This window comes from Streptomyces sp. SM11 (assembly GCF_002910905.1).
Lineage (GTDB): Bacteria > Actinomycetota > Actinomycetes > Streptomycetales > Streptomycetaceae > Streptomyces.
Window position 1 is genome coordinate 15892 of the sequence record NZ_NEUE01000203.1, and the last position, 15449, is coordinate 31340.

Below are 15449 nucleotides of genomic sequence, written 5' to 3' on the forward strand. Positions count from 1 at the left end.
ATATTCCGGCGGGCAAGATACCCCTCCCCCTCCCGCCCTGTCCCGGTTTCCGGCAACTCTCGGAATCCTTTCCGCCACTCCCGGTAGATCTTGCTCCATGAGCGCATGGCTGAAAGACGAAACGACCCTGCAGGCCGGTGCAGCCCCGCACCACGGCGTCGACATCTTCGCCCTGCTGCGGGACCAGTCCGGACCTCAGGCCACACAGGTCACGGCGGCCGGCGCCGCCTGGCTGGCGGGGGCCGCTCCCTACCCGCGCAGCACGCTCGCCCAGTGGGAGGAGCGCCCCACGGCTCCCGGGGTGCTCCCCTGCGGTTCCGCTTTCGACGTCGTGAACGTGCCGGCGCTGTTCGGGCGGCGGATGCTGGAGCAGCTCTGGGCCGAGGGGCCAGGCTCCGGTCCGGTCGCCACGCACCGGGGCCGGATGCTGCTGTTCGCCGCCCCCGGAACGGCCCAGCGGCTGCCCTCGCTGCTCGCCTGGGAGGAGTGGGGGTCCAGCGGTTCCAGGGTCTCCGGAGGCTCCGGCGAGCGGCGCGGCGAGGTGCCGCCGCTGCTCTGTCACGGCACCGGTGACGCCGTGACCGTACCGCCGCTGACCTGCACGTCGTCCGACGGCGGGCCGCGCTGGGTGGTCGCCCCCGACACCCGCAATCCGTGGCTGCCTGGGCCCGACGTGCTGCTCTGGGCGTGTGTCCGGGTGAGCAGGTCCACGCCCTCCCGGGGCACCGCACATTCGATTTTTCCTCGGGCGGATCAGGATGCTAATGTCTACGACGTCAGCAGGCGCCGTTAGCTCAGTTGGTTAGAGCAGCTGACTCTTAATCAGCGGGTCCGGGGTTCGAGTCCCTGACGGCGCACAGACGGAAGAAGCCCCTCGCGAAAGCGGGGGGCTTCTTCGTGTGCGGGGCTCCGGGCGGCGTGGTCAGACGCCGGTGGTGATCCGGACGGTCCAGGAGCCGGACGGAGTGCGGTCGGCGACCTCTACGCGGGTGTCGTCGCCCGGCACGGTGAAGGTCTCCCCGACCCCCAGCGGGGCGTCGGCCAGCGGCGGGTAGACCGAGCGGTCCCAGCAGGCCCCGGTGTTCGGATGGGTGTCGACCACCTCGACGGGACCGCCGCCGGAGGCCGTTCCGCTGCGGACGCGGTAGATCAGGATGCCCTCGGCGCAGGTGCCCCGGTCGTTCCCGGTGGCGCTGCGGGCCTCGATGGCCAGCGCACTGCCGGCGCCGGTGCGGACGACGGCGAGCCGGGTCCCGATCGACCCGCCGGGCACGGGAGCGGCGGCGACCGGTTCCAGGGTGAGGTCGGCCGAGCCCTGGACGCAGACGACCTGCCGGCCGCCGAGCCAGCCGAGCTTCCACTTGTGCCAGCCGAACAGGTCGGGGGCGAGGCCGAACTGGCTGCCCATGACGTCCCAGTCGCCGACGTGGGTGTCCCAGTCGCCCTTGCCGTCGGTGGGCCGGTGGTAGAGGTCGGCGAGGTCGAAGACGTGCCCGGTCTCGTGGGCGAGGACGTTGCGGTCGGGCGGGTGCTGCTCGAAGACCGTGACGACGCGCCGGATGTCGCTGTCGTCGGCGCGCAGCGGCCGGTCGAAGTTGACGACCTTGGTGGCGTCGGAGTCGACGCCGGGGGCGTCCGGGTCGGCCACCAGGTAGACGATGTCGTACCGGGCGAAGTCCACGTCCGGGTCGACGGCGTCGATGGCGTCGCGCAGGTAGGCGGTGCGCCGCTCGGCGCTCCAGTCCCGCTCTATGCCGTACCAGGTGGAGTCGCGCGGCATCCGCGTCCAGGTCCGCTGCGGGTGGGCGCGCAACGTGAACCGGCCGTAGCTGGCGCGTTCGAAGAAGCGGGTGGTGGCGGGGAAGTGATCGGCGGTGAGCACCTCGGGGGTGAGCGTGGGCTCGGAGTCCGGGAAGGACAGGAAGATCATGACCGCGTCGAGGGCCTCGTCGGGGCGTGGGTAGGCCGTGTTCCAGGTGTTCAGGCCGAGCGAGTGGTGCGCCGCCGTCCGAGGCAGGGCACAGGGAGTCGCGTCCCCCGAGGCGGCCACGGCGGGGCCCGCGACGAGGGACATGGCGGCGAGCGCCAGGAGGGAGGTGGCGGCGGCGGCCAGACTGCGCAGCGGCGGCCGTTCCGCCCCCTCGGGTCCGCGACGGCACGGCACATCGACCTCCGGGTGGGAAAACACGGTCCATCCCGTCCACCCTGTGCCGCTTCACCACGCCACGCCCTGTTGTGCTGCCCCACACGGGTCAGCGGCCAGAATCACCGCCCACACCTTCACGGAACGTCACCATCGATCATTCCAGCCATCCGTTACAACAGATCCGCACAGAAATGATCAGGGTTGGGCAAAGCGGAACGTCTGCTACCAGCCACTCGCGGACCCGCGCGGTGGCCCGGACCGGACGGTGAGCTGGAACGGCCGACGCGGCACCCTCTATGCTTCACCACGCTTTCCCGCGTGGAACGGGCCCGTTCACGGAACCGCCACCCGGTGGCCTGTCCGACCCCACCAGTTCACGACGACCTTCACAGCGGGAGCGAGCGGTGAGCGGAACCTCCGAAGGGCCGAGCGCCCCGGCAGGCACGGCCCCCGGCGCGCCCCCCGCGCCGGTCACGGAGCGTCATACGGAGGCGGTGGACGCGTCCCCGGCCTGTCACGGTCCCACCGCTTCCGAGCTGCGCGACTACCGGGCCGCCTTCAACGCCGCCACGCTCCCCATGGGCGTCGTCGACGGCCGGGGCCATGTCGTGCGGGCCAACGAGGCGCTCGGCGGGCTGCTGGGCACCCCGGCGGCCGTCCTCGCCGGGCGGCAGGCGTGCGAGCTGCTCGACCTCGCCTCCGACGACCGCACCTGGCACGCCTACCGCGAGGTCCTCCTGGGCCGCCGCTCCCGGTTCCGCTGCACCCGCCGCCTCAAACACCCCGACGGGCGCTCCCTGTGGGCCGAGATCACCGTCGTACCGATGACCGGCGCCTCGGCCGCGGAGTCCGCCCGGGTCCTGCTGACGATCGCCGACGTCAGCGACCGGCGCGAGCTCCAGGAACGGCTGCGTCACCTCCAGATGCACGACCCGGTCACCCGGCTGCCCAACCGGACGCTGTTCTTCGAGCGGCTCGCCTCGGCCCTGGAGACCCCTCCGTACCAGGATGACTCCATGCCGCCCCGGCAGCACGCCCGGATCGGGCTCTGCTATCTGGACCTGGACGGCTTCAAGGCGATCAACGACACCCTGGGCCACCGGACCGGGGACCGGCTGCTCGCCGCGGTCGCCGCGCGGCTCACCGACTGCGCCGAGAACGACGCCTCCCGCCATCCCGGCGGCAGCCGGCTGGTGGCGCGCCTGGGCGGCGACGAGTTCGCGATCCTGGTCGAGGACTCGGCCGGCACGCAGGAACTCACCGACCTGGCCCGCTCGGTCCTCGCCGCCCTCCAGCAGCCGTTCGACCTGGCCGGGCAGCGGCTCTCGGTCTCCGCGTCGATCGGAGTGGTCGAGCGGACCGCGGCGGGCACCTCCCCCACCGGCCTGATGCAGGCCGCCGACACCACGCTGTACTGGGCGAAGGCGGACGGCAAGGCACGCTGGACCCTGTTCGACCCCGAGCGCAACGCCCACCGCATGACCAGGCAGTCCCTCTCCTCGACGCTCCGGCCCGCCGTGGAACGCGGCGAGTTCACGCTGGAGTACCAGCCGCTGGTCGGGATGGCGGACGGGGTGCTGCGCGGGGTTGAGGCGCTGGTGCGCTGGAACCATCCGCAGTTCGGTGTGCTGCCGCCGAATCGGTTCGTCCAGATCGCCGAGGAGGACGGCTCGATCGTCCAGCTCGGCCGGTGGGTGCTGCGCACCGCGTGCCGGCAGGCGCGGCGCTGGCAGCTGGACCACCCGGCCGAGCCGCCGCTGTTCATCAGCGTCAACGTCGCCGTACGGCAGGTCTGGGACTCCGACCTGGTCGCCGACGTGGCCCAGATCCTGACCGAGACCGGGCTCGCCCCCGGGCTGCTCCAGCTGGAGCTGACCGAGTCGGCGGTGATGGGTTCGGGCGGCCGCCCGCTGCGGGCGCTCCAGGCGCTGAGCGACATGGGCGTACGGATCGCCATCGACGACTTCGGAACCGGGTACTCGAACCTCGCCTACCTCAGCCGGCTGCCCGTCTCCGTGCTGAAGCTGGACGGGGCGTTCGTGAAGGGCTTCCGGTACGAGGACGGTACGCATCCGAGCCCGGCCGACGAGACGATCGTGGAGGCCATGGTGCAGCTGGCGCACCGCCTGGGCCTGACCGTCACCGCGGAGTGCGTGGAGACGGCCGGGCAGGCGGAGCGGCTGCGGCGGATCGGCTGCGACACCGGGCAGGGGTGGCTGTACTCACGGGCCGTGGCGCCGGAGCAGATCGCCGGGCTGATCGGGTCCCGGCCCCTGGAGGGCTGACGCCCCCGGCCGGCCGGGACCCGGCGCGGCGCTACGGTGCCGCGGGCAGGCCGTACGCGTCCGCGATCAGGTCGTAGCTGCGCAGCCGCGCCTCGCCGCCGTGCGCGTTGGCGGTGATCATCAGCTCGTCGGCGCCGGTGCGCTTGGCCAGGTCGTCGAGGCCGCTGCGGACCTCGTCAGCGGTGCCGTGGATCACGTTGGCGAGCCAGCCGTCGACGAACTCCCGCTCCATCGGGGAGAATTCGTACGCCGCCGCCTCCTCGGGGCTCGGGATCAGCCCCGGGCGGCCGGTGCGCAGCCGGACCATGGACAGGGCGCCGGTCAGCACCTGGCGGCGGGCCTCGCGCTCGTCGTCGGCGGCCAGTGCCGAGACCCCGATCAGGGCGTACGGGGCGTCCAGCGCGGCGGAGGGCCGGAAGGACTCGCGGTACAGGTCGAGCGCGGGGATGGTGTTCTGCGCCGAGAAGTGGTGCGCGAAGGCGAACGGCAGCCCGAGCGTCCCGGCCAGCCGGGCGCTGAAGCCCGACGAGCCCAGCAGCCAGACCGGCGGGCGGTGCGCGGACTGGACGCCGCCGGGGGAGGTCGCCTGGACCGGGCCCGGTACGGCGTGGATCCGGGCGTACGGGTGTCCGTCGGGGAAGTCGTCGTCCAGGAAGCGGATCAGCTCGGCGAGCTGCTGCGGGAAATCATCCGCCCCCTCGTTGAGCCGGTCGCTGCGCCGCAGGGCCGCCGCCGTCGCGCCGTCCGTGCCGGGGGCCCGGCCGAGGCCGAGGTCGACCCGGCCCGGGGCCATCGCCTCCAGGGTGCCGAACTGCTCGGCGATCACCAGCGGGGCGTGGTTGGGCAGCATCACGCCGCCGGAGCCGAGGCGGATGCGCTCGGTTTGGGCGGCGATGTGCGCCAGGATCACGGCCGGGGAGGACGAGGCGACCCCGGGCATGGAGTGGTGCTCGGCGACCCAGAAGCGGTGGAAGCCGCGCTGCTCGGTGAGGGTCGCGATGTCCACGCTGGTGCGCAGGGCCTGGGTCGCGGTGCGGCCCTGCCCCACGGTGACCAGGTCGAGGACGGACAGCGGAACGGCGGCCGTTCCGGCTGCGTCGCCCCGGATCCCGTCATCGTTGGCCGCTCCGCCGCCCGCTCCGCCACTCGGGTCGCTGCGGGTCGCGTCGCTGCGGGTCTCGTCGCCTCGGATCTCGTCCACGTGTCGGCCTCTCCCGGTGCTGCTCTCGTACGCCTGCGTCGGAGGGGTGCAACAGGAGGATGGCTCCGCTTATTCCCCGGGCCGCGCATGTCCCCGGTCCGTACTTGTCCCGGGCCGTACTTGTCCCCGGTCCGGCCCGGGGCGCGGCGCTACTCCCGTACCTCGATGCCCTTCGGCTCCAGCGACCTCAGCACCGGCTCACGCGTGGCGAACAGGGTGCCGAGCGCGGGGGCCCAGGTCCGGCGGTCGGTGAGACGCAACCCCTCCCACACCGTGACCTGGTTCGCCGTGAGGACGGGTTTGCCGAGCAGTTCCTCCAGCTCGGGGACGTACGCGGCGGTGTGCAGGGCGGTGTCCGGGATCAGCACCACCTCGGCGTCCGGGTCGTCGGCCTCCCGCACCAGCCGTTTCACCTGCTCCGGGGTCCAGGAACAGGCCTCGGCCGACGAGGCGGCCCCGCCGGACGCGGCGGCCACCACCTCGACGCCCGCCGACGCCAGGAACTCCACGAAGAGCCCGGTGACGTCCTCGGGGTAGGGCGCGGCGACGGCGACCCGGCCCGCGCCCAGTTCCCGCACCGCGTGGCCGAAGCCGATGGAGGCGCTGGAGGCGGGCAGGCCCGCCGCCCGGGCGAGCGTGGAGACCTGCTCGTGGGCGCCCTCCCAGCCCTGCGCGAAGCTGCCGCCGCTGGAGGCCCAGAGCAGCGCCTCGGCCCCGGCGAGACGCAGTTCCTCGACGCCCTCGGCGAGCCGGGCGGGCGCGCCCTGCTCGCGCAGCGCGTCGGCGCGGTAGGCGTCCTTGCCGGTCCCGGTGGCGAACAGGGGCAACCGGATGTCGGTGTCGAGCAGGATCTCGATCCGTGGGAAGTCGTCCTCGGCGGCGTGGCCCGGGTAGAGAAGTCCTACGGTCGTCATGTCCACCCTTCCTGTACGTCGACGGCTCGCCGCGCGACGAGCGACCCCCTTACGGGTGTGTCGCGTACGGGTGTCGCGGCCCTCCGGGCGCCCCGGCGGCCGTGACCGCGCGACCGGTCACTCTTGCCCCGACTTGTTCCCAGTATTCCCCCGTGCGAGCACCGGGGCGCGCGGCCGGGCCTCGTTGACGCGGAGGAAACCTGCTGCGAGCGTGGGCGATCCGTACGTCCGCTCCGACGCGGAGGGCCGACCAGCGATGCCGGATCCCGTCCTGCTCGTCCTCGACGCCGAACCGTCTCCCCGGCTCGGCCGGCTGACCGGCCGCGTGGAGGTGCGGTACGCGGACGCCTCCTCGCTCGCCGGGCTGCTCCCGGCCGCCGACGTGCTGCTCGTGTGGGACCCAGTCTCCGACGCGGTGCGGGAGGCCTGGCCCGGGCCGGGGGCGCGGCCGCGCTGGGTGCACACGGCGAGCGCGGGCGTGGACCGGCTGCTCTGCCCGGAGCTGGTCGCCTCCGACACCGTTCTCACCAACGCGCGCGGCGTCTTCGAGCGGCCGGTCGCGGAGTACGTGACGGGGTTGGTGCTGGCCTTCGCCACGGATCTCCCCGGCATGCTGGAGTCCCAGCGGCAGCGGCGCCGGCACGACCGGGAGGGGCAGCGGGTCGCCGGATCGCGGGCGGTGGTCGTGGGGGCGGGTCCGATCGGCCGGGAGATCACCCGGCTGCTGCACGGCCTGGGGGTCACGGTGGCGCTGGTGGGGCGGACCGCCCGGCGCACGATCCACGGGGTGGCGGATCTGGACCGGCTGGCGGCGCGGGCGGACTGGGTGATCGCGGCGGTCCCGCTGACCGAGTCGACGCGCGGGATGTTCGACACCCGGTTCTTCGGGCTGCTCCAGCCCTCGGCACGGTTCATCGACGCGGGACGCCCGGCGACGGTGGTGGAGGCCGACCTGGTGGACGCGCTGAACCGCCGCTGGCTCGCGGGGGCGGCGCTCAGCACCTTCCAGGAGGAACCGCCGGACGCCGGAAGCCCGTTGTGGGACACCCCGGGGCTCGTGCTCACCCCGCACCTGGGCGGGGACACCGCGGGGTGGCGCGACCGGCTGGGCGAGCGGTTCGTGGCGATGTACGAACGGTGGTCGCGCGGCGAGCCGTTGCCGAACACGGTCGACAAGGACCTCGGCTACGTCCCCTCCCCTGACCTGCCCGACGCGTCGGGCCCGGGAAACGGCTCGGGCCCGCCCGACGCTTCCGGCCCGCCCGACGCCTCCGCCCCGGGCGTCAACGGGTCAGCGGCGCGGCCCGGGGGATGAACTCCTCGATCGCCTGCCTCGCCGCGGCGTCCAACGCGTCGTGCCCGGCCTGGTCCTGCGCGGTCGACACGTCCCGTGTGCACCGATAGGCCTGTTCGGCGGCGAGGATCACCTCTTGGTCGTCCGTGAGGAGTTTGACCCGGTAGAGCACGTGCCGGGTGGCGGTGCGGAGGCGGTGGGCCTCGTCGCGGGCCCCGATGTAGGCCTCTGCCGCACGGCCCTCCCGCATGCGGTACCAGCGGCCCGCCTGGCCGTGGCGGTAGTCCTCCACCGCCGCGGCGAACGAGCCGTAGACGGCCGTGCGCTCCTGCCGGAGCGCCTCCGACCGCGCGAACCGCTCACTGCGCGTGGCCGCGAGGCGCTGGAAGAGGTGTGTGATCACCGCACCCATGAGCGTGCCCCCGACCGCTACGACGCTTGTCCACATGGCAACCATGACGCCACCTGATCACAGAAGTGGCTGATGCGGAGTCATGAGTCCCGCGTGACAGGGAACACGCCCTGCACACTCCTGGTCTCGCTCCGCCCTCCCCGGGCACGGGAAGGTCACCTTCCGGCCACTGTTGGGTTACAGGACCCCGGCTTCCCGCTTAGACGTACGGGATCGGGCAGGGGGTCACTCTGTCCGGACTGTTCGACCTCCAGGAGATTGCGAACCATGGCTGAATTCCCGAACCTGTCCCGCCGGGGTTTCCTCAACGGATCGGCGGCCGTGGGCGGCCTCCTCGTCGTTCCCGGCCTGCTCACCGCGTGCAGCAAGACCGACTCCGGCTCCGCGACCGGCGAGGGCGCCCTGGACAAGCTCCGTAAGCAGGGCTTCGTGCGGGTGGCGTACGCCAACGAGGCCCCGTACGGGTACCTGGAGGGCGAGGAGCTCAAGGGCGAGGCCCCGACGCTGCACCGGGAGATATTCAAGGCGCTGGGCGTGGATGAGCTGAAGCCGACGCTCTCCGAGTGGGACGGGCTGATCCCCGGGCTCCAGGCCGGGAAGTACGACGTGGTCAGCGCGGGCATGGCCATCACTCCGGAGCGCTGCGGCAACGCGATCTTCTCCGAGCCGGAGTTCATCTCGCCGACCGCCCTCATGGTGAAGAAGGGCAACCCGAAGAAGGTCACCGACCTGACCTCCGCGAAGGAGGCGGGAATCACCGTCGGCGTCATGTCGGGCGCGGTGGAAGGCTCGTACGCCAAGGGCGCGGGCATCCCCGAGGACAAGATCAAGACGCTGCAGAAGCCGCAGGACGGGGCCGACGCCGTCAAGGGCGGCCGGATCGACGCCTTCCTCCTGACCGGCATCTCGCTGCGCTGGCTGGCGAAGACCAACCAGGACACCGAGGTCACCGAGGCGTTCGTGCCGGAGCTGGACGGCAAGGAGCAGTTCTCGCCCGGCGGCGCGGTGTTCCGCAAGGGCAACGAGGACCTGCGGGACTCCTTCAACCGCGAGCTGAAGAAGATCGTGTCGGACCGCTCGCGCTATGTACAGCTGCTGGAGCCGTACGGGTTCGGGGAGACGGAGATCCCGCCCGCCGATCTGAAGACGGCGGAACTGTGCAAGGGCTGACAGGGCGGATGCACACGCATGAGTGACTTCTTCTCCCTCCTCGTCGAGGAGTTCCCCCGGGTCCGCTCGGGCCTGTGGGTGACACTTCAGGCCACGGTCCTGGGCGCGCTGCTGGCCGGAGTCCTGGCCTTCGCGCTCGGTCTGATGGCGGGCAGCCGGCTGCTTCTGGCCCGCGGGTTCTCCCGGGTGGTCGTGGAGTTCTTCCGGGGCACCTCCCTCTACATCCAGCTGTTCTGGCTCTACTACGCGATGCCGCTGCTGACCGGCTACGAACTGGAGCCGCTCATCTGCGGTGTGGTCGCGTTCGGCCTCAACTACGGTGCGTACGGCGCCGAGGTGGTGCGCGGCGCGGTCAACTCCGTACCGCGCGGGCAGTACGAGGCGGCGATCGCACTCAACCTGAGCCCGTCCAGACGGCTGTGGAAGGTGATCCTGCCGCAGGCCTGGGTGCAGATGATCCCGTCCTTCACCAACCTGCTGATCCAGCTGCTGAAGTGCACCCCGCTGCTGTGGCTGATCTCCGCCGCCGATCTGATGACGGTGATCCAGCAACTGCGCGACCGTACCGGTGAGACCCTCACCGCCTATCTGACCCTGCTCGTCGCCTACTTCGTCCTGGCGTACGCGCTGACCCTGCTGATGAATCTGCTGGAGCGGAGCGCCAAACGGCGGCTGGGTCTGGACACCGGCGCGAAGAGCCTGTTCAAGAGCCGTAGCGCGGCCACGACCGCCGTGGGAGGCAACCGGTGAACGGCTTCGACTGGAGCAGAGTCGGCGAATCCCTCCCCCTGCTGCTGGAGGGCTTCAGGGTCACCCTGCTCGCCACCTTGATCGGCACCCTGGTGGCGGCCGTCCTGGGGCTGGCGGTCGCGGTGGCCGGGCGTGCGCCCAGCAGGTTCGTGACGGTGCCGGTGCGCCTCGTCACGGAGTTCGTCCGCTCCACCCCCCTGCTGGTCCAACTGGTGGGCGCGGCGGCCCTGTTCAACTCGGTGGAGCCGCTGTACATCGGCATCACGGTACTGGGCATCCACTACGCGGCGTACACCTCCGAGGTCTACCGGGCCGGGATCGACGGTGTGCCGAAGGGCCAGTGGGAGGCGTGCCGCGCACTGTCGCTTTCGCCCCGGCGGACCTGGCAGGCCGTGATCCTGCCGCAGGCGGTACGCAATGTGCTGCCCGCGCTCGGGAACTACGCGATCTCGATGTTCAAGGAGACGCCGTTCCTCGCCGTGATCACGGTGCAGGAGATGGTCTTCGAGGCCCGGTACTACGGGGCCGAGCAGTTCGCGTACACCGAGGTGTTCACCCTCGCCGGCCTGATCTTCCTGGTCGCGAGCTACCCCACGTCGCTGTTGATGAGAAAGCTGGAGAAGCGCCTTGGCCACTGAACCCCTCCCCCTGAAGAAGACGGAGTCGCCGGGGCCGGCCGGAGCCCCCGAGGACGCCGTACCCGTCGCCGGGAGCACGGGCGAGCCACTGGTGCGCTTCGACAAGGTGGTGAAGCGCTACGGCGACCATGTGGTCCTGGACGAGCTGGACTTCACCGTGGACCGCGGCGAGCACGTCACCCTGATCGGCCCCAGCGGCTCGGGCAAGACCACGATCCTGCGGCTGCTGATGACGCTGGAGAAGATCAGCGACGGGGTGATCTGGGTCGACGGCTCCCCGCTGTCCCACGTCCACGCCCCGGACGGTTCGCTGAAGCCCGCGGGCGAGAAGCAGCTGCGCGAGTCCCGGAAGAAGATCGGGATGGTCTTCCAGCAGTTCAACCTCTTCCCGAACATGAAGGTGATCGAGAACATCACCGAGGCCCCGGTGAGCGTGCTCGGCAAGAGCCGCGAGGAGGCGGAGACCCGGGCCCGGGAACTGCTGGACCTGGTCGGGCTCTCCGCGAAGGTCGACGCCCACCCCTCCCAGCTCTCCGGCGGCCAGCAGCAGCGGGTCGCCATCGCCCGCGCCCTGGCCATGGAGCCGGAGATCCTGCTCCTGGACGAGGTGACGTCCGCGCTCGACCCGGAGCTGGTGGCGGGTGTGCTGGAGCTGCTGGAGGACATCGCCCGGAACACCGACATCACCATGCTCTGCGTGACCCACGAGATGAATTTCGCCCGGGACGTCTCGGAGAAGGTGCTGATGTTCGACGCGGGACGGGTCGTGGAGTCCGGATCCCCGGAGAAAATCTTCTCCGATCCGTCACACGAACGTACGCGCGAGTTCCTCAACGCGGTGCTGTGACCTCGCAGTTGAGACTCCGCTCATGACGCTGGCATATGCCAGGCGGGTGCGCCCCAGTTGACAGCTCCGGGGCGCACCCACTGGCTCGTCAACTACCACCCCGTACGGGCGTTTCGGCGGCTATCGTGGGGCGAAAGCTTGCGGTCACAACCTGGTAGGGGGACACCGTGGCGTTGAAGCCCGAGCCGACCGCACCGTTCCACTCGGTGCAGTACGCCCTGCGCGTGCTCGAAACGGTCTCCAAGCACGGCAACGGCGTGCCCGATGCCCAGATCTCCCGCGAGACGGGGCTGCCCACCGGGCACCTCGCCTCCCTGCTCCTCACGCTGCGCCGCGAGGGATACGTGGAGCAGGTCAGCGACGGCGCGTACGTCATCGGCGCCTCGCTGCTGCTGCTCGGCTCCGGGGCGGCCCGCCGCCAGGCCCTGGAGGACCGCCTCCAGCACACCCTGACCGAGCTGCGCGACTCCGTCGGCGCGGCGGTCTATCTCAGCCGCTATGCCGACGGCGAGGTCAGCGTGACCCAGGTCGCGGACGGACCGCTCACGCCGGCGGTCAACGAGTGGGTGGACTTCCGCTCCTCCGCGCACGCCAGCGCGGTCGGCAAGTGCCTGCTGGCCCAGCTCGACCACGACGGCCGGCGCGACCACATCTCCCGGCACCGGACGGCCCGGCTCACCTCGCGGACGATCACCAGCGAGAAGATCCTCTTCTCCCAGCTGGACGCCCAGTCCGCCACGGTCCCGGTGCTGGATCTCCAGGAGTACGCGGTGGGCACCGTCTGCGCGGCCGTGCCGCTGACGGCCGGCTCCGCCGCGGGCAGCCTCGCCCTGTCACTGCCGGTCGGGGACGCGCACCGGCTGCGGGAGGCGGCCGACACGCTGAGCCGCCGGGCGGCGCCGGTGCTGTTGTCGCTGGCGTTGTAGCGGCCGGGGCCGGAGCCGGGGCTCGTCGGCGGTAACGTCACCGCCATGTACTCACCGGTCCCCGCGCTGAACCTCCTCAAGGAGTTCGAGGACGGCGTCGAGGACTGTTTCGCCCCCGGCTTCGAACTGATCGGGTTCGGCGAGGACGACGGCGGCTACCCGCGTTTCTCCGACCGGATCCACCCTTTCGCCCGGGCCAACGGCTCCGGCTCGACGTACGCGATCTGGCTGCGGGACGACCGCGCCGACCTCGCCACGCTGCCGGTGCTCCTCCCCGGCGACGAGGGCGGCGTCCACATCGTCGCCCGCGATCCGGTCGAGCTGCTGCGCCTCCTCGCTTCCGGCTGGTCCCCGATGTGCGGCTGGGACAGCCTGGACTACTACGACGAGCGCGAGGAGTCGGACGCGGACGACGAGGACGGCTACGACCCCTGCCCGGAGAACCCCGCGTTCCGGGCCTGGCTGCGCGACCGCTTCGGCCTGGAAGCCGCCGAGAACCCGAACGCGGTCGTCCGGTCGGCGGGCCAGGAGCTGTGGGAGCCGTTCGCCGCGTGGATCGGGCCGCTGGTCCCGGACGCGGTGGGCGGGTGCGGGGGCACCGGAGAGGGCTAGGGGGTGTCTGGGCCGGGTGTCATCAGCATCCCCGAGGACCAGGTATTATTTTCGAGTCAGCAGGCGCCGTTAGCTCAGTTGGTTAGAGCAGCTGACTCTTAATCAGCGGGTCCGGGGTTCGAGTCCCTGACGGCGCACGACACGCGATGGGCGGTCTCCTTCACGGAGACCGCCCATCGCGCTTCTCCTGTCCCTCACACGCAGCGCCCTGCCCTGGTCGCCGGTGACCAGGTCCGGGACGGATTGGTCCCCGCGACGGCGGCCCCGGCCAGGGCCGCCGCGCTGAGCCACAGCGGGAACTCAGGGTGTTGTCGAGCAGGACGCCGGGGTGCGGCTCGCCGCCTCGCGGCAGCGGATCCGCCGGGAGCGCCGCCCGAGCGGCGGCGCCCTCGACCACCTGGTGATGACTGAGCACGGTGGGGCCGTGCTTCAGGGCGGGCCGGTGGTCACCCCATTGACGTCGTACGAGCTCCGCGACGGTGCCGGTACTCCTCATGGCGCCGCACGGTAACCGAAGGAGCGTCAGAACTTGACGTCGGAGCAGGCGTAGAACGCGTTGGCGGTGTCCGCGACGTTCCAGACGGCGAGAATGATGTGCTTGCCGTTCTTCTGGGTGGGGATCGTGCCCTGGTGGGTCAGCGTGGCCGGCGGCTGCTGGTTCCCGTAGTACACGGTCATGAAGGGCTGCGATTCGAGCGCGGCCCGGGTGAGCGGCTTGGTGGAGTCCCAGCCGTCCTTGGTGATGTAGTACCGGAAGTCGCTCGTGCGGTGACGGGCGGTGAACTGCCAGCGGAAGCTGTAGCCCTGCCCGCCGGTGACCTGGGTGGCGGGCCAGTTGCCGCCGCGCGGGTCGTCGAGCTGGGCGAACTGTCCGTTACCGCCGGAGCAGATCTTGCCGTCCGCCGGCCCTGCCGCCGGGAAGCCCTTGAGCCCCTCGACGCTCTGCGGCTCCCACTGGATGTTGCCGCAGCCGGTCACCGTGCCGTTGGCACACAGCTTCTGACGGCTGATCGGGGAGTCCGTGTAGCCGTGGCTGCTGGCGCTGTTGGTCGCGAGCACCGAGACGCCCGCTATCGCCAGACCGATCACGGCCGCGCTTGCCTTTTTCCGCATTGCTGTCGCTCCTCTAGAACGTGGGGGAGGCTCCATGAGCATTGCTCGACTGCTGCGCGCTTGGTGCGTGATGCGTGATGTGTGTGGTGCCATGCATGCGGTACTGCGGTCTAGACCAAGTCTTAGATTATTGACGCCGCATGAACATGTCCAGACCAATGAGCGTCATATTCCAGCGGGTGGACAGACCGCCCACGAAGCACTCCGAGCCTCCCCCGGACGCTCAGGCCCCGTCCCCTCCCCCGCCGCGACCGGTGTAGAAGGCGACCGTCAAGTCCTTGACGAGCGCCTTGCGTTCGTAGTCGTCGAGCTCGACGATGCCGCGCGCGGTGAGCCGGTTGACCGTGTCGTCGACCGCGTCCACCACAGAGGTGAGCACGCTGTCGCGGTGCTTGGAGTCGATCGCGGCGATCCTCCGCCGCTGCATCGCCGCCGCGACCTCGGGGGCGTACTCGATGCCGGTCGGCTGCGCCGAGTACACCTCCACGCCCACGGGTTCGCAGTCCGCCTTCAGCATCCGGGTCAGCGCGTCGCCGACCGCCTCCGCGTCACGCAGGCTCGGGGCGTCCTCGTGGAACGCGTCGGCGGGCAGCTGCGAGAGGACCCGGGCCATCGCGGCCTCGACCTGTGCGCTCAGGTACGCCTCGTGGTCCTCGATGCCGAGGGCGGCCCGGACCGTGTCCTTGATCCGCCACACCACGAGGACGACCACGCGCAGCGCGGTGCCGTTCGCGTCGACGGCGGGCAGCGGTTCGCTGCGCCAGTGCCGCAGCCGTACGTCGACGCGGCGGCGCAGCAGCAGGGGCGAGACCCAGACGAGGCCGGTGCGCCGGACGCTGCCCCGGTAGTCGCCGAACAGCGTCAGCACCCACGCGTACCCGACCCGTCCCCGGCCGAGGCCGCCGAGCGCGAGGAGCACCACGGTGGCGAGGAGAGCGAGCAGGGCCCCGGCGCCGGCACCGACGCCGAGGTCGGACCGGGGGGTCAGGCCGACGGCACTCTGCCAGGCGGCGGGCAGCACGCCCCGCCACCACAGGACGGCCAGACCGCCGGCGACTCCGGTCGCGCCGGCGAGGAGGGCGGCGTAGCCGGACAGGGCGGGGCCGGGCCGCTCGGCCAGCCGGGGATCGGCGACCGGGGC

General features: G+C 71.6%; 15 protein-coding genes, 2 tRNA genes and 1 pseudogene. 11 read left to right on the forward strand and 7 right to left on the reverse strand.

The window, feature by feature from the left end; translation table 11 throughout:
• The first annotated feature begins 97 nt into the window (after positions 1-97).
• Together B9S58_RS19160 and B9S58_RS19165 are read left to right on the forward strand one after the other, a co-directional pair.
• Complete coding sequence (locus B9S58_RS19160) at positions 98-793, forward strand: bifunctional DNA primase/polymerase (RefSeq protein ID WP_103533344.1); 696 nt, start codon at positions 98-100, stop codon at positions 791-793.
• A tRNA-Lys gene (locus B9S58_RS19165) sits at positions 784-857 on the forward strand. The genes B9S58_RS19160 and B9S58_RS19165 overlap by 10 nt, the downstream gene beginning before the upstream one ends.
• A 65-nt stretch (positions 858-922) precedes the next feature.
• On the opposite strand, the gene B9S58_RS19170 is transcribed toward B9S58_RS19165, so the two are convergent.
• Positions 923-2164, reverse strand: a complete 1242-nt coding sequence (locus B9S58_RS19170; RefSeq protein WP_103533345.1) for a M6 family metalloprotease domain-containing protein — start codon at positions 2162-2164, stop codon at positions 923-925.
• A gap of 386 nt (positions 2165-2550) precedes the next feature.
• On the opposite strand from B9S58_RS19170, the gene B9S58_RS19175 reads away from it, so the two are divergent.
• Positions 2551-4431 carry a bifunctional diguanylate cyclase/phosphodiesterase gene (locus B9S58_RS19175; RefSeq protein ID WP_103533346.1) on the forward strand — a complete coding sequence of 627 codons (1881 nt, stop codon included), beginning with the start codon at positions 2551-2553 and terminating at the stop codon, positions 4429-4431.
• Positions 4432-4462: 31 nt separating this feature from the next.
• Here B9S58_RS19175 and B9S58_RS19180 read toward each other — a convergent pair whose 3' ends face one another.
• Positions 4463-5632, reverse strand: coding sequence for an LLM class flavin-dependent oxidoreductase (locus B9S58_RS19180; protein WP_181009375.1), 1170 nt, complete (start codon positions 5630-5632; stop codon positions 4463-4465).
• Between the two features lie 149 nt (positions 5633-5781).
• Entirely contained in the window at positions 5782-6546 is a 765-nt protein-coding gene (locus B9S58_RS19185) for a decarboxylase (protein ID WP_103533347.1), read from the reverse strand.
• 256 nt (positions 6547-6802) lie between these two features.
• On the opposite strand from B9S58_RS19185, the gene B9S58_RS19190 reads away from it, so the two are divergent.
• Entirely contained in the window at positions 6803-7861 is a 1059-nt protein-coding gene (locus B9S58_RS19190; RefSeq protein ID WP_103533359.1) for a D-2-hydroxyacid dehydrogenase, read from the forward strand.
• On the opposite strand, the gene B9S58_RS19195 is transcribed toward B9S58_RS19190, so the two are convergent.
• Complete coding sequence (locus tag B9S58_RS19195; RefSeq protein WP_103533348.1) at positions 7830-8297, reverse strand: hypothetical protein; 468 nt, start codon at positions 8295-8297, stop codon at positions 7830-7832. The two genes, B9S58_RS19190 and B9S58_RS19195, sit on opposite strands and share 32 nt — an antisense overlap.
• A gap of 222 nt (positions 8298-8519) precedes the next feature.
• On the opposite strand from B9S58_RS19195, the gene ehuB reads away from it, so the two are divergent.
• The 7 genes from ehuB (at position 8520) to B9S58_RS19230 (ending at position 13332) form a co-directional block, all read left to right on the forward strand.
• Positions 8520-9422, forward strand: coding sequence for an ectoine/hydroxyectoine ABC transporter substrate-binding protein EhuB (ehuB, locus tag B9S58_RS19200; RefSeq protein ID WP_103533349.1), 903 nt, complete (start codon positions 8520-8522; stop codon positions 9420-9422).
• An 18-nt stretch (positions 9423-9440) separates the two neighbouring features.
• The gene (ehuC, locus tag B9S58_RS19205; RefSeq protein WP_103533350.1) at positions 9441-10172 is read left to right on the forward strand and encodes an ectoine/hydroxyectoine ABC transporter permease subunit EhuC; all 732 of its coding nucleotides are present in this window, start codon (positions 9441-9443) and stop codon (positions 10170-10172) included.
• A complete protein-coding gene (ehuD, locus tag B9S58_RS19210) occupies positions 10169-10810 on the forward strand; it encodes an ectoine/hydroxyectoine ABC transporter permease subunit EhuD (protein ID WP_103533351.1) in 642 nt (213 codons plus the stop codon). Before ehuC ends, ehuD begins: the two co-directional genes overlap by 4 nt.
• The gene (gene ehuA, locus B9S58_RS19215; RefSeq protein ID WP_103533352.1) at positions 10800-11657 is read left to right on the forward strand and encodes an ectoine/hydroxyectoine ABC transporter ATP-binding protein EhuA; all 858 of its coding nucleotides are present in this window, start codon (positions 10800-10802) and stop codon (positions 11655-11657) included. The genes ehuD and ehuA overlap by 11 nt, the downstream gene beginning before the upstream one ends.
• 167 nt (positions 11658-11824) lie before the next feature.
• Entirely contained in the window at positions 11825-12583 is a 759-nt protein-coding gene (locus tag B9S58_RS19220; RefSeq protein ID WP_103533353.1) for an IclR family transcriptional regulator, read from the forward strand.
• Between the two features lie 45 nt (positions 12584-12628).
• Entirely contained in the window at positions 12629-13195 is a 567-nt protein-coding gene (locus tag B9S58_RS19225; protein WP_103533354.1) for a hypothetical protein, read from the forward strand.
• A 63-nt stretch (positions 13196-13258) separates the two neighbouring features.
• A tRNA-Lys gene (locus B9S58_RS19230) sits at positions 13259-13332 on the forward strand.
• Between the two features lie 96 nt (positions 13333-13428).
• On the opposite strand, the pseudogene B9S58_RS39205 reads toward B9S58_RS19230, so the two are convergent.
• The 3 genes and pseudogenes from B9S58_RS39205 to B9S58_RS19245 all read right to left on the reverse strand — a co-directional run.
• Positions 13429-13691, reverse strand: a pseudogene (locus B9S58_RS39205) (acyl-CoA synthetase); the annotation flags it as partial.
• A gap of 26 nt (positions 13692-13717) precedes the next feature.
• Positions 13718-14308, reverse strand: coding sequence for a lytic polysaccharide monooxygenase (locus B9S58_RS19240; RefSeq protein WP_103533355.1), 591 nt, complete (start codon positions 14306-14308; stop codon positions 13718-13720).
• Positions 14309-14531: 223 nt separating this feature from the next.
• On the reverse strand, positions 14532-15449 hold a 918-nt coding region (locus B9S58_RS19245), incomplete at its 5' end, for an SPFH domain-containing protein (RefSeq protein ID WP_258044701.1).